This window comes from Pantoea sp. Ep11b, assembly GCF_040783975.1.
Lineage (GTDB): Bacteria > Pseudomonadota > Gammaproteobacteria > Enterobacterales > Enterobacteriaceae > Pantoea.
Map to the genome: position 1 here is coordinate 900,499 of NZ_CP160631.1, position 12,953 is coordinate 913,451.

At 58.0% G+C, this 12,953-nt stretch carries 11 protein-coding genes; 2 read left to right on the forward strand and 9 right to left on the reverse strand.

The window, feature by feature from the left end:
* Positions 1-9: 9 nt before the first annotated feature.
* The 4 genes from AB1748_RS04155 to pepA all read right to left on the reverse strand — a co-directional run bounded on the left by AB1748_RS04155 (position 10) and on the right by pepA (position 5,494).
* On the reverse strand, positions 10-519 hold the full coding sequence (locus AB1748_RS04155) for a GNAT family N-acetyltransferase (RefSeq protein ID WP_111138541.1): 510 nt from the start codon (positions 517-519) through the stop codon (positions 10-12).
* A 79-nt stretch (positions 520-598) separates the two neighbouring features.
* A complete protein-coding gene (locus tag AB1748_RS04160) occupies positions 599-3,454 on the reverse strand; it encodes a valine--tRNA ligase (RefSeq protein ID WP_111138540.1) in 2,856 nt (951 codons plus the stop codon).
* On the reverse strand, positions 3,438-3,917 hold the full coding sequence (locus AB1748_RS04165) for a DNA polymerase III subunit chi (RefSeq protein WP_367396035.1): 480 nt from the start codon (positions 3,915-3,917) through the stop codon (positions 3,438-3,440). The genes AB1748_RS04160 and AB1748_RS04165 overlap by 17 nt, the downstream gene beginning before the upstream one ends.
* Before the next feature lie 65 nt (positions 3,918-3,982).
* Positions 3,983-5,494 (reverse strand): leucyl aminopeptidase, encoded by a 1,512-nt coding sequence (gene pepA / locus AB1748_RS04170; RefSeq protein ID WP_111138538.1) that lies wholly within the window; start codon positions 5,492-5,494, stop codon positions 3,983-3,985.
* 268 nt (positions 5,495-5,762) lie between these two features.
* Between pepA and lptF the strand changes: the two genes are divergently transcribed.
* Complete coding sequence (gene lptF / locus AB1748_RS04175; RefSeq protein WP_111138537.1) at positions 5,763-6,863, forward strand: LPS export ABC transporter permease LptF; 1,101 nt, start codon at positions 5,763-5,765, stop codon at positions 6,861-6,863.
* A complete protein-coding gene (gene lptG / locus AB1748_RS04180) occupies positions 6,863-7,939 on the forward strand; it encodes an LPS export ABC transporter permease LptG (protein WP_140916847.1) in 1,077 nt (358 codons plus the stop codon). The genes lptF and lptG overlap by 1 nt, the downstream gene beginning before the upstream one ends.
* 95 nt (positions 7,940-8,034) lie before the next feature.
* Here lptG and AB1748_RS04185 read toward each other — a convergent pair whose 3' ends face one another.
* The 5 genes from AB1748_RS04185 to AB1748_RS04205 are packed head-to-tail and all read right to left on the reverse strand — an operon-like array spanning position 8,035 to position 12,765.
* Positions 8,035-9,144: a M20 family metallopeptidase gene (locus tag AB1748_RS04185; RefSeq protein ID WP_367396036.1), complete on the reverse strand. Its 1,110-nt coding sequence runs from the start codon at positions 9,142-9,144 to the stop codon at positions 8,035-8,037.
* The gene (locus tag AB1748_RS04190) at positions 9,141-9,899 is read right to left on the reverse strand and encodes a glutamine amidotransferase (RefSeq protein WP_367396037.1); all 759 of its coding nucleotides are present in this window, start codon (positions 9,897-9,899) and stop codon (positions 9,141-9,143) included. Before AB1748_RS04190 ends, AB1748_RS04185 begins: the two co-directional genes overlap by 4 nt.
* 12 nt (positions 9,900-9,911) lie before the next feature.
* Complete coding sequence (locus tag AB1748_RS04195) at positions 9,912-10,991, reverse strand: phosphotriesterase (protein ID WP_111138533.1); 1,080 nt, start codon at positions 10,989-10,991, stop codon at positions 9,912-9,914.
* A 3-nt stretch (positions 10,992-10,994) separates the two neighbouring features.
* Positions 10,995-11,996: an ABC transporter permease gene (locus AB1748_RS04200; protein WP_199559960.1), complete on the reverse strand. Its 1,002-nt coding sequence runs from the start codon at positions 11,994-11,996 to the stop codon at positions 10,995-10,997.
* A gap of 22 nt (positions 11,997-12,018) precedes the next feature.
* Positions 12,019-12,765: an ATP-binding cassette domain-containing protein gene (locus AB1748_RS04205; protein WP_199559961.1), complete on the reverse strand. Its 747-nt coding sequence runs from the start codon at positions 12,763-12,765 to the stop codon at positions 12,019-12,021.
* Positions 12,766-12,953 lie beyond the last annotated feature (188 nt).

The following is a 12,953-nucleotide window of genomic DNA, read 5'->3' on the forward strand; positions in this document are numbered from 1 at the left end:
GCCCCTGTTTCACAACACTTTCAGCATCCGCACTTCGCAGTCGACATGGCCGGTGCAGCCCATCGCGCCGTCGATATGCTCAAAGCCCAGCGACTCATAAAGTTTAATCGCCCGCGTCAGGCTGGCGGTGGTTTCCAGATAGCAGCGGCGGAAGCCGTGACGGCGTGCATGTTCCATCGCCCGCAGCGCCAGCTCGCGCGCCAGACCCTGACCGCGCACGGCAGGCAGAAAATACATCTTCTGCAGTTCGCAGATGTCGGGCGCGCTGCAGGCGAGAGGCGCCACGCCACCGCCGCCAACGACGTTACCCTGATACTCAATAATCCAGTAGGCGCTCTGTTCGGCACTGTAAAGCTCGAACAGCTGGTCGAGCTGGGGATCGGAGACGGTATAGCCTTTGTCCGCCGTCAGGCCGAACTCGGCGGACACATCGCGGATCACCTGAGCAATATGCGGATTATCGGCGGCAGTAATCGGCCGCACCTGGAGGTCAGAAAGCGGGTTGGCGCTGGTCGTCATCATCTCTTCCGGATTTGTACGAGGTCAATAAAAAAGCCGGGCAAGCCCGGCTTTATGAATAAGCTGTCAGCTAAGACGCTTACAATGCCGCAATGACCGCCTGCTGTTCAATCAGTTTTGCTTTTGACTGCTGCAGTTCGGCTACGCGCTCGCGCTCTTTCGCGACCACCGCTTCCGGGGCGCGCGAAACAAAGCCTTCGTTCGCCAGCTTGGTCTCGATCTTCTCAATCTCCACCTCCAGCTTGACCAGCTCTTTCGCCAGACGCTCCAGCTCGGCGGTTTTATCCACCAGATCCGCCATCGGGATCAGCAGTTCTGCGCCTTCGACCAGCTTGGTCACCGACACCGGGCCTTTCTCGCCCGCAGGCAGAATGGTCAGGCTTTCCAGACGCGCCAGGCGCGACAGGAAGTTGCGGTTCGCTTCGACGCGACGCAGCGCGGCAGGGGAGCAGTCACGCAGCAGCACATCCAGCGGTTTGCTCAGCGCGATGTTCATTTCAGCACGGATATTACGCACCGCCACGATCGCCTGCTTCATCCACTCGATATCCGCTTTCGCTTCGGCATCCTCTTTCGCCGCATCGTACTGCGGGAACGGCTGCAGCATGATGGTGTCGTCGCTGATGTTTTTCAGCACTTTCACACGCTGCCAGATGGTTTCGGTGATAAACGGAATGATCGGGTGCGCCAGGCGCAGCAGCGCTTCCAGCACATGCACCAGCGTATGACGGGTGCCGCGCAGTTCCGCTTCGCTGCCGCTGTTCATCACCGGCTTGGTCAGCTCCAGATACCAGTCACAGAACTGGTTCCAGGTGAAGTCATACAGGATGTTGGCGGCGATATCGAAGCGATAGCTGTCCAGCGCTTCGCGGTACGCTTTAACCGTGTTGTTGAACTCGGTCAGGATCCAGCGATCGGCCAGCGACAGCGTCATCTCACCGCCATTCTGTCCGCAATCCTGATCTTCGGTGTTCATCAGCACAAAGCGGCTGGCGTTCCACAGCTTGTTACAGAAGTTGCGATACCCTTCCAGGCGCTTCATGTCCCAGTTGATGTCGCGGCCGGTAGAGGCCAGCGCCGCCAGGGTGAAACGCAGCGCATCGGTGCCTGATGGCTCGATGCCGTCCGGGAACTGCTTCTCGGTACGTTTGCGGATCTTCTCAGCCAGCTGCGGCTGCATCATGTTGCCGGTGCGTTTTTCCAGCAGCGCCTCCAGCGAGATGCCGTCAACCATATCCAGCGGGTCAATCACATTGCCCTTGGATTTCGACATCTTCTGACCCTCTTCATCACGGATCAGACCGGTCATGTAGACGGTTTTGAAAGGCACCTGCGGTTTGCCGTTTTCATCTTTGATGAAGTGCATGGTCAGCATGATCATGCGGGCAATCCAGAAGAAGATGATGTCGAAGCCGCTGACCAGCACGCTGGTCGGGTGGAAGGTGCGCAGCGCTTCGGTGTTTTCCGGCCAGCCCAGGGTGGAGAAGGTCCACAGGCCTGAGGAGAACCAGGTATCCAGCACGTCATCATCCTGACGCAGCGCCACATCGGCGGCCAGGTTGTTCTCTGCACGGACTTCCTCTTCGGTGCGGCCAACATAGACGTTGCCGTTCTCGTCATACCACGCCGGGATGCGATGACCCCACCAGAGCTGACGGGAGATACACCAGTCCTGAATATCGCGCATCCAGGAGAAGTACATGTTTTCATACTGCTTCGGCACGAACTGGATGTCGCCGTTCTCAACCGCTTCAACCGCGACTTTCGCCAGCGGGGCAGTGCGCACATACCACTGGTCGGTCAGCATCGGTTCGATGACCACGCCGCCACGATCGCCGTAAGGCACGGTCAGGTCGTGAGGCTTGATCTCATCCAGCAGGCCCAGCGCATCGACGGCGGCGACAATCGCTTTCCGCGCGGCGAAGCGTTCCATTTTCTGGAAGGCGGCCGGGATCTCGTCAGAGCAGGCGTCGCTTGCTTCACCGTTGGTGTCATAGACCTGCGCGCGTTCGCGGATATCACCGTCGAACGTCAGGATGTTGATCATCGGTAAGCGATGACGACGGCCTACTTCGTAGTCGTTGAAGTCATGCGCCGGGGTGATCTTGACGCAGCCGGTGCCTTTTTCCATGTCGGCGTGTTCGTCACCGACGATCGGGATCAGACGGCCCACCAGCGGCAGCATCACAAATTTACCAATCAGATCTTTGTAGCGCGGATCTTCCGGGTTAACGGCCACGCCGGTATCGCCCAGCAGGGTTTCCGGGCGAGTCGTGGCGACGACCAGATAATCTTTGCCATCGGCCGTTTTTGCGCCGTCAGCCAGCGGGTAGCGGATGTGCCACATTGAGCCTTTGCTCTCGCGGTTTTCCACTTCCAGATCGGAGATCGCCGTGCGCAGTTTCGGATCCCAGTTCACCAGGCGTTTGCCACGGTAGATCAGGTTCTCTTTATAGAGGCGAACAAACACCTCTTTAACCGCATTGGAGAGCCCTTCGTCCATTGTGAAGCGTTCGCGCTCCCAGTCGACGGAGTTACCCAGACGGCGCATCTGACGGGTGATGGTGCCGCCAGACTCGGCTTTCCACTGCCAGATTTTGTCGATGAAGGCGTCGCGGCCATAATCCTGGCGCGTTTTACCCTCTTCAGCCGCAATTTTGCGCTCAACCACCATCTGCGTGGCGATGCCCGCGTGGTCGGTACCCGCCTGCCACAGGGTGTTTTTCCCCTGCATGCGCTGGTAACGGATCATGGTGTCCATGATGGTTTGCTGGAAGGCGTGACCCATGTGCAAGCTACCGGTGACGTTCGGCGGCGGGATCATGATGCAAAAGCTTTCCTGGCTGGTATCGCCATTCGGTTTGAAGTAGCCCTGCTTTTCCCAATGCTCGTAAAGCGGCTGCTCGATATCTTGCGGGTTATATGTCTTTTCCATTTCTGCTATGTCTTTGCGGCTGTGGTGGCGCTGCCGTATTCAATTGGAATCCAACGCTGCGATACGCTTTGTAGCGGTCGCGCGCCAGTTGTTTGAGAGCGTCCTCGTGAGGAACGAAGTCTATCACTTCATGGAAAGCAGTAGCAAAATCTGCGAAGTGGGGCAGCAGGCTAATCAGCAGGTCGCGCGGGGAACTGCCACGACGCTGAGGCCAGGCCAGTTCGACGGGCGCGCCATAGCGCGGGCCTTCACCCGCCAGGTTGTGTGGCACGAAGGCGTTCGCCGGTCGTTGCCACAGCGCTTCATCCAGACGAATGGCCTGCTGCTCATCTTCGCAGGCGATCAACACCCGCTTTCCGGCCCGCCAGCGTGTTTCCGCCAGATCGCACACCAGGGCTTCAACGGCGCTCAGGCCATCACTGGGGGCATCGGTTTCCAGCACGTAGAAGGTTGCGTTTTTCATCGGTTAGCTCATCAGAAGATCAGGGGCGGAATCAGATCCGCCCCTGCGGTCAGGAAAGAGGGCGCTTAGTCGTCGCCGTTCAATCCTGCCCGATTCAACAGGAACTGCGACAGCATCGGAACCGGGCGTCCGGTCGCGCCTTTGGCCTTGCCGGAGCGCCAGGCGGTGCCGGCGATATCCAGGTGCGCCCAGTTATATTTACGGGCAAAGCGGGCCAGGAAGCAGGCTGCGGTAATCGCGCCGCCAGGACGGCCGCCAATGTTACCCATATCGGCGAAGTTGGACTCCAGCTGCTCCTGGAACTCATCCGCCATCGGCAGACGCCAGGCGCGGTCGCCCGACTGCTCCGAGGCGCTGATCAGCTCATGCGCCAGCGGATTGTGGTTCGACAGCAGGCCGCTGATGTGATGACCCAGCGCGATTACGCAGGCACCGGTCAGCGTTGCCACGTCGATCACCACTTCCGGATCGAAACGTTCGACATAGGTCAGCGCGTCACACAGCACCAGACGGCCTTCGGCATCGGTGTTGAGCACTTCGACCGTCTGGCCCGACATGGTGGTCAGCACATCGCCCGGACGCATTGAGCGGCCATCCGGCATGTTTTCACATCCGGCCAGCACACCCACCACGTTCAGCGGCAGGTTCAGCTCTGCCACCATCCGCATCACGCCATAGACGGCCGCCGCGCCGCACATGTCATACTTCATTTCGTCCATGCTGTCGGCAGGCTTGATGGAGATGCCGCCCGAGTCAAAGGTCAGCCCTTTACCCACCAGCACAATCGGGCGCGCATCAGCGTCCGGATGGCCTTTGTATTCGATCACCGACATCAGGGACTCATTCTGCGAACCGGCACCGACGGCGAGATAGGCGTTCATGCCCAGCTCTTTCATCTGCTGTTCGCCAATCACCCGGGTCGTGACATTTTTGCTGAAGGCATCGGCCAGCTGACGCGCCTGCGACGCCAGATAGGCGGCGTTGCAGATATTGGGTGGCATATTGCCGAGATCTTTCGCGGCTTTCATACCGGCTGCGACGGCCAGACCATGCTGAATTGCCCGTTCACCGCTGGTCAGTTCACGGCGGGTCGGCACGTTGAAGACCAGTTTGCGCAGCGGACGACGCGGCTCTGCTTTGTTGCTCTTAAGCTGATCAAAGTTGTAGAGCGCCTCTTTTGAGGTCTCCACCGCCTGACGCACTTTCCAGTACGTATTACGGCCTTTAACGTGCAGCTCGGTCAGGAAGCAGACCGCCTCCATCGAACCGGTGTCGTTGAGCGTATTAATGGTTTTCTGGATCACCTGCTTGTACTGACGCTCATCCAGCTCGCGCTCTTTACCGCAGCCAATCAGCAGAATACGCTCAGACAGGATATTTGGCACATGATGCAGCAGCAGTGTCTGGCCCACTTTTCCTTCCAGCTCGCCGCGGCGCAGCAGGGCGCTGATGTAGCCGTCGCTGATTTTATCCAGCTGCTCGGCAATCGGTGACAGACGACGCGGTTCGAAAACGCCAACGACAATGCAGGCACTGCGCTGTTTTTCCGGGCTTCCGCTTTTTACACTGAACTCCATGCACTCTCCTGAATCTTAAAGACAACGGCCGCTGCTGCCGCTAGAATGTAGCGCGCTCATGACCCATTTATTCATTGTCGCAGCATGACATTCTGCCGCTGGAGGTCATAATGAATCAGGGTGACAAGATGTTGTTTTTTCACCACCCGAACGCGTTTTTCATACAATTTTAGCTACGACGACGGCCATTGATGAAGAAAAATGGCTGATAAGCGTTGAAACTAGCGATTTTCCTGCAAAAAGACAAGTTTTCACAGGCGTACTAAGCGTGATCATCATTAGATATCTGGTTCGGGAAACGCTCAAAAGCCAGCTGGCTATCCTGTTTATCCTGCTGCTCATCTTCTTTTGTCAGAAGTTAGTCAGGATCCTGGGTGCCGCGGTGGATGGCGAAGTGCCGACAAACCTCGTTCTGACCTTGTTGGGACTGGGTGTGCCTCAAATGGCACAACTTATTCTGCCCTTAAGTCTGTTTCTGGCGATCCTGATGACGCTGGGGCGACTTTACACGGAAAGTGAAATTACCGTGATGCACGCCTGCGGCCTGAGTAAGGCCGTGCTGGTGAAAGCCGCGATGGTGCTGATGCTGTTTACCTCGCTGGTGGCGGCCGTCAACGTTATCTGGCTGGGCCCCTGGTCATCCCGCTATCAGAGCGAAGTGACACAGAACGCCAAGGCGAACCCGGGCGCGGCGGCGATGGTAGCCGGGCAGTTTCAGGCCTCCAGCGACGGCAGCGCCGTGCTGTTTGTTGAGGATGTGAAGGGTAACCAGTTTGGTAACGTCTTCCTGGCGCAGCTGCGGCCAAAAGGCAACGCGCGACCTTCTGTGGTGCTGGCCGACAGCGGTCACATGGAGCAGCATAAAGATGGCTCGCAGGTCGTGACGCTGGATAAAGGCACTCGCTTTGAGGGCACTGCGCTGCTGCGCGATTTCCGCATCACTGACTTTACCGATTATCAGGCAGTGATTGGGTATAAAGCGGCCACGCTCGATCCCAACGATTCCGAACAGGCGAGTATGGCTGACCTGCTCGCGAATAAAACACCTGATTTTAAGGCCGAGCTGCACTGGCGTCTGACGCTGGTCTTCGCGGTACTGGTGATGGCGCTGATGGTGGTGCCGCTCAGCGTGGTGAATCCGCGTCAGGGCCGTGTACTGTCGATGCTGCCTGCCATGCTGCTCTATCTGATCTTCTTCCTGCTGCAAAGCTCGCTGAAGTCGAGCGGCGCGAAAGGGCGGCTGGATCCGGCGCTCTGGATGTGGGTGGTGAATATCAGCTATCTGGTGCTGGCGATACTTCTTAACCTGTGGGATACGGTGCCGATGCGTCGGATTCGCGCCCGCTTCACACGCGGAGGGTCGGTCTGATGTTTCGCGTTCTTGACCGCTATATCGGTAAAACCATCTTTAATACCATCATGCTGACGCTGTTCATGCTGGTGTCGCTCTCCGGCATCATCAAGTTCGTCGATCAGCTGCGCAAGACCGGCCAGGGCAGCTACAGCGCCCTGAGCGCCGGTTATTACACCCTGCTCAGCGTGCCCAAAGATATTGAGATTTTCTTCCCGATGGCAGCCCTGCTGGGTGCGCTGCTGGGACTGGGCGCGCTGGCGCAGCGCAGCGAGCTGGTGGTGATGCAGGCGGCGGGCTTTACCCGCATGCAGGTTGCGCTCTCCGTCATGAAGACGGCGATCCCACTGGTGCTGCTGACGATGGCGATTGGTGAGTTTGTGGCACCGTCGGGCGAACAGATGGCGCGTAACTACCGGGCTCAGCAACTTTACGGCGGCGCACTGGTTTCGACGCAGAACGGTCTGTGGGCCAAAGATGGCAACAACTTCATCTACATTGAGCGCATCAAAGGCGACAATCAGATTGATGGCGTCAGCATCTATAACTTCAACGATCAGCGTCGTCTGCAGAGCGTGCGCTATGCGGCGACGGCGACCTGGGATGCGGATAAAAAGCGCTGGCTGCTGTCGCAGGTGGATGAGTCAAACCTGACCGATCCTAAGCAGATCACCGGTTCCCAGAGCCTGAGCGGCGAATGGAAAACCAACCTGACGCCAGACAAGCTGGGTGTGGTGGCACTGGATCCGGATGCGTTGTCGATTCGCGGTCTGCACAGCTACAGCAAATATCTCAAGCAGAGTGGTCAGGAAGCGGGACGTTATCAGCTGAATATGTGGAGCAAGATCTTCCAGCCACTGTCGGTGGCGGTGATGATGCTGATGGCGCTGTCGTTTATCTTTGGTCCGCTGCGTAGCGTGTCGATGGGTGTGCGGGTGGTGACGGGGATTAGCTTCGGTTTCCTGTTCTACGTGCTGGATCAGATTTTCGGTCCGCTGAGCCTGGTTTATGGGCTGCCGCCGGTTCTGGGGGCGATACTGCCAAGCTTCGCGTTCTTTGCGATCAGCATGTTTATGCTGATTAAGCGGCGCTAAGCGTCAGTGTGAAAAGGCCGCCTCTCAGGGCGGCCTTTTTCATGGCAGGCAGCGAGCGCCCGTTTCTTCGTCCGGCCGTCTGATGCCGCCCGCCATTACCTCATCCAGTCGTTAATCAACACCCCATACAACGCTTCCGCTTCTGCTAACCGGCTCAGCAGGCAGTATTCATCCGTCTGATGCGCCATTGATGGCTCACCGGGTCCGAGGATAATGCAGGGCGGCGAACCCAGTGCAGGCAGCAACAGTGACGCATCTGTAAAGTAGGGCACAATTCGCGGCGTCAGCGGGGCATCGTGTAACGCCTGACAATGCTGATAAACAGAATGAATCCAGGCGTGACTCTCTTCGCTCAGCACCGCCGGCAGATCCACCAGCGTCGTCACCGCTACGCTGCCTCCCAGCAGGGTGATCAGTTGCTGACGAATGGTGGCGTGCTGCAGGTTGGGTGCGCTACGGATATCCACATCAAACTGCGTGCGATCGGGCACAGAGTTAATGTTCAGACCGCCTGTAATGCGTCCGACGTTAATGGTCGGCTGTTTCATCAGCGGATGCGGTGCGCCAGGTGAGAAGTGCTGAATCTTGCCCAGCGCCTCCGCCGCCAGATAAATGGCATTAATGCCCAGCTCCGGCATGGCGCCATGGGCTGTTTTCCCGCGCGTTTCACAGCGTAACCATAACGCCCCTTTATGCCCGATAACCGGATAGTTGGCAGTGGGCTCGCCGACAATCAATGCGCCCACAGCGGGCAGGTCAGCGGTATCAATCAGCGCCCGCGCGCCGTCACAGCCCGTCTCCTCTCCGCCGGTGATTAACATCACGACGCCGGAACCCTGCCGAATCGCCTGCTGATTCGTCACGCAGGCAACCGCAAACGCCGCCACAGCGGCCTTCATGTCACTCGAACCGCGCCCGTAGAGGCGATCACCCACGATTTCACCGAAAGGATGGTACTGCCAGTCAGCATTGCCGAGCGGAACGGTATCCAGATGGCCGGTAAACGCCAGCTGCGGTCCGGACTGGCTGCCAGCCAGGCTGGCAATCAGGTTAAGGCGATTTTTACCGAAGGAGGACAAGGTGACATCAAAGCCCTGTTCCATCAGCCAGTTCGCCAGAAAGTGCATGCAGGCGGCTTCATTGCCCGGTGGATTAATCGTGTCAAAACTCAGCAGCTGTTGCGCCAGCATCTGGCTCTGGCTCATGCACCGCGCTCCGTTAACCAGTGCAGACAGTTGATCCAGAGCTGGCGATAACCCTGCCACCGGGCAAATTCCTGCGGCAGCCAGTGCGCAGACATATCGCTGGTCCAGACCAGTGAGCGACCCTGCTGATACTCACGCACCGCCAGCAGCGGATGTGACGTACCCTCAATGGTCGCCAGCAGTTTACCTTCAGGGTGCATTTCCACTTCGTTATAGCCCAGCAGCCACGGCCACTCGTCTGGCATGTCGGTGAACAGCGCGTGGGATTCCGTTACGCTGGGGTAAACGCCTTCGGGCGTTTCGATACGATCATCCCATGCCAGGCAGCGCACCGGCAGGACTTTCTCAACGGCCGTGTTGCGATAGCGTGCGCCGCCATTAATACCCTGAAAACTAAAGTAGCCGCCTACCATCATCAGCGCGCCGCCTGCGGCCACGTAGTCGTGAATAAGCGTCAGGCGGTTCGCCGTGCGCTCGCTCTTCAGCCAGGTATCCGGGTGCAGCAGCAATGTATTCGCACCGATGTCCGACAGAATGATGGCATCCCATTCACTGAGCCCGGCAGGCGTCAGGGGGAATTCGGTGGCGGCAGCGTGGGCGGGCATGTAGGTGATGGCATAATCACTGTCGGCCAGCGCCGCCATAAAGTCGGTTGCGCCATTATGCCAGGTCGCGGTGGCAAACTGATCGAAGCCTTTGACGTGAACAGACGTGCTGGTCCAGGACTCGCCAACCAGTAAAATTTTCTTCTGCATTACGGTTCTCCCTTACCCACCAAAAACGCGCTGTGGGTTAGCAATCAGTAAGTTTTCAAGTTGTTCGCCGCTTACGCCGTGGCGTTTCAGGCGCGGAACAAAATGTTTAAGGATGTAGCCATAGCCGTGACCGCCGTAACGGGTCAGCATGGTTTTCAGAAACACGTCCTGGGACAATAAAATCTGGTCAATAAAGCCGTCATCGATCAGCTCGCAAATGGCACGGGCATTCTCTTCGTCGGAGGGCGACTGTGCGGACTCATCGGCGTAGTAATAGCTCATGCCGATCATGTCGTACTCCAGAAAGGCCCCGCGCTGCGCGAGTTCACGCTGGTAGCGTTTGTCGGCAAAGCTGGGGTTCATGTGGCATAGCACCACATGGCGCAGGTCTGCCCCTTCATTTTCCAGGATATCCAGCACCTGATGCCCTAATCGTTCCCAGCCGGGCAGGTGCACCTCGATCGGCACTCGTGTCGCGGCACTGGCACGGCCTGCCGCCCGCAGGGATTTCTCCTCGCCGGGCGTAAAGCGGCTGGATACGCCAATCTCGCCGATCAGGCCAGCCAGCACCTCGGGTTTTTCGTCCCTGCCGCCGAGGTCATAAATCAGCTTCTCCGTCAGGGCTTCGAGGCTGATGGTTTTCACCCAATCAGGATGCGAGGGTTCCAGATATAACCCGGTGCTCATGATGATATTAAGCCCGGTCAGGCGCGCGATGCGTTGCAGTGCTTTGGGATCGCGGCCAATGCCGATATTCGTGGGATCCACCACGGTATCGCCGCCCAGCGCCCGGAACTTCATGAGCTCCTCAATCGCTAAATCCACATCAAACAGCTGACAGTTATCGCGGCTGATGAGCGGATTAAGCGACAGCTCGCCCAGGTTTTCGATGCTTACCGGCATTTCCGCCAGATGACGATCGCCACAGCAGCAGGGCGGCACCCATTTGCCGGACGCATCCAGCAAAATATGTTCGTGCATCAGCGTCACGCCCATCTCACTCACCGGCAGCGGGCCGAGTACGGTCATGACATAGCCACTGCTGATGCCCAGCGGCAGGGGATCGGGATGGCGGAAGATTGAATGTTTCATGGGCTACCCTTTCGCCGCCGATCGCGTCGGGTTGAGAATGCGGGTGTTCAGCCAGATGGCCAGCAGAATAATCGTACCGGTGGCGATCTGCGTGTAAAACGGAGAGATATGCGACAGAATCAGGCCGTTCTGGATGATGGCAATCGACAGCGCACCTAACAGCGTGCCAATAACGGTGCCAAAGCCGCCGAACAGGCTGGTACTGCCCAGCACCACCGCCGCGATCACCTGCAACTCAAAGCCTTCACCCTGATTGGAGGAACCGCTGCCGAGACGGGCGGTGATGATCATACCCGCCAGTGCTGCCGCCATGCCGCTGAGAATGTAGACCTTCATGGTCACGGCTTTGGTGTTAATCCCGCTACGGCGTGCGCCTTCCGCATTTGCGCCAATCGCCGTGACATAACGACCAAAACGCATGTAGTTAAGCACGATGTGGCCGGCTACCAGTACCACGATGCCAATCAGTGCGGGCATCGGAATGCCCAGCACCCAGGCGCGTCCCATAAAGGCGAACAGGCTGTCGGCAGGGATGGGAATGGAGTAACCCTGAGTGATCAGCAGTGCCACGCCGCGCACCACCGCCAGCGTAGCCAGCGTGACGATAAAGGCCGGGATGCCTTCATAAGCAATAAAGAAGCCGTTGATGGCACCGACCAGTGCGCCCAGCAGCAAGCCGCCCAGCAACACCACCGGCCAGGGCAGGCCCCAGTTATTCAGGGCGATAGCAGACAGGGCGCCGACCAGCGCCAGCGTCGATCCCACGGAAAGATCAATTCCACCGGTGGTGATCACCAGCGTCATCGCCGTGGCGACGATCAGCAGCGGCGCACTCTGGCGAATAATATTCAGCCAGTTGGTGCTGCTGAGAAAGTTGCCGGTGATCAGGGAGAACACCACGCAGCAGAACACGAAAAACAGTGCGATGCTGACGACACCAGAGTGGTTGTGCAGAAGGCGACGCGGCAGCGAGTGCTGCGCCATACGGGAACTGCTCAGATTCATAATAGTCATCCTGTTTCCTCGCTCAGTGCGCTGCGGCCGAGCGGGCGACAAATTTCTCACCCACGATCAGATTGACGATCTCGGTCAGATCCGTTTCGGCCACCCTGCGCTCCGCCACATTGGTGCCTTCGTACATCACCATGATGCGGTCACAGACCAGGAAGAGATCCTGAAGGCGATGCGTAATCAGGATGACACTCACACCGCGTGCCGAGACACGACGAATCAGCTCCAGCACCGCCTCCACTTCGGCGACAGCCAGTGCGGCGGTGGGTTCATCCATGATCAGCACTTTAGGATCGAAAGCGGCTGCGCGCGCAATGGCAATCGCCTGGCGTTGCCCGCCGGATAAATTGCGCACCAGCAACCGGGTGTCCGGGATAGAAATCCCCAGTCCTTTCAGCATCTCCCGTGCATCCGCGTGCATTTTCACTTCATCCAGAAACGGAATGCCGAGAATGGATTTCATCGGCTCACGGCCCATAAACAGATTGCCTGCGACATCGACGGTGTCGCACAGCGACAGGTCCTGATAAACCATCTCGATATGGCAGCGGCGCGAATCCGCCGGGGTCGTGAAATGCTGATCCTCGCCATCAATGCGAATCGTGCCACTGGTAGGCACAACAGCACCTGACAGCACTTTGGTCAGAGTAGATTTCCCCGCGCCGTTGTCACCCACCAGACCCAGAACTTCACCCGGTGCCAGTTGCAGATTGACGCCGCGCAGAGACCGTATCGCGCCGTAGGTTTTAGTAATATTTACCATCTCTACCCGTGTCAGGGCAGTTTGTGCTTGCTGCATGTGATCACTCCCATCACCACTAACGGGACCGTTACTCTGCATGTGAAAAAAGCGTTATCCGGCCCGGTTTACAGTCTAGTAAACCGGTTTACCAGCAGGATAAACCCTTTGTAATCAGATGCAGAACAACACGCTTCAACGATATTTGTTTG

Bases quoted from the DNA above. Each gene is read 5' to 3' on its own strand.
- pepA (WP_111138538.1), bottom strand. From the start codon at position 5,494: ATGGAGTTCAGTGTAAAAAGCGGAAGCCCGGAAAAACAGCGCAGTGCC.
- AB1748_RS04185 (WP_367396036.1), bottom strand. From the start codon at position 9,144: ATGAGCCAGAGCCAGATGCTGGCGCAACAGCTGCTGAGTTTTGACACG.
- AB1748_RS04205 (WP_199559961.1), bottom strand. From the start codon at position 12,765: ATGGTAAATATTACTAAAACCTACGGCGCGATACGGTCTCTGCGCGGC.
- AB1748_RS04155 (WP_111138541.1), bottom strand. From the start codon at position 519: ATGACGACCAGCGCCAACCCGCTTTCTGACCTCCAGGTGCGGCCGATT.
- AB1748_RS04160 (WP_111138540.1), bottom strand. From the start codon at position 3,454: ATGGAAAAGACATATAACCCGCAAGATATCGAGCAGCCGCTTTACGAG.
- AB1748_RS04200 (WP_199559960.1), bottom strand. From the start codon at position 11,996: ATGAATCTGAGCAGTTCCCGTATGGCGCAGCACTCGCTGCCGCGTCGC.
- lptG (WP_140916847.1), top strand. From the start codon at position 6,863: ATGTTTCGCGTTCTTGACCGCTATATCGGTAAAACCATCTTTAATACC.
- AB1748_RS04190 (WP_367396037.1), bottom strand. From the start codon at position 9,899: ATGCAGAAGAAAATTTTACTGGTTGGCGAGTCCTGGACCAGCACGTCT.
- AB1748_RS04195 (WP_111138533.1), bottom strand. From the start codon at position 10,991: ATGAAACATTCAATCTTCCGCCATCCCGATCCCCTGCCGCTGGGCATC.
- AB1748_RS04165 (WP_367396035.1), bottom strand. From the start codon at position 3,917: ATGAAAAACGCAACCTTCTACGTGCTGGAAACCGATGCCCCCAGTGAT.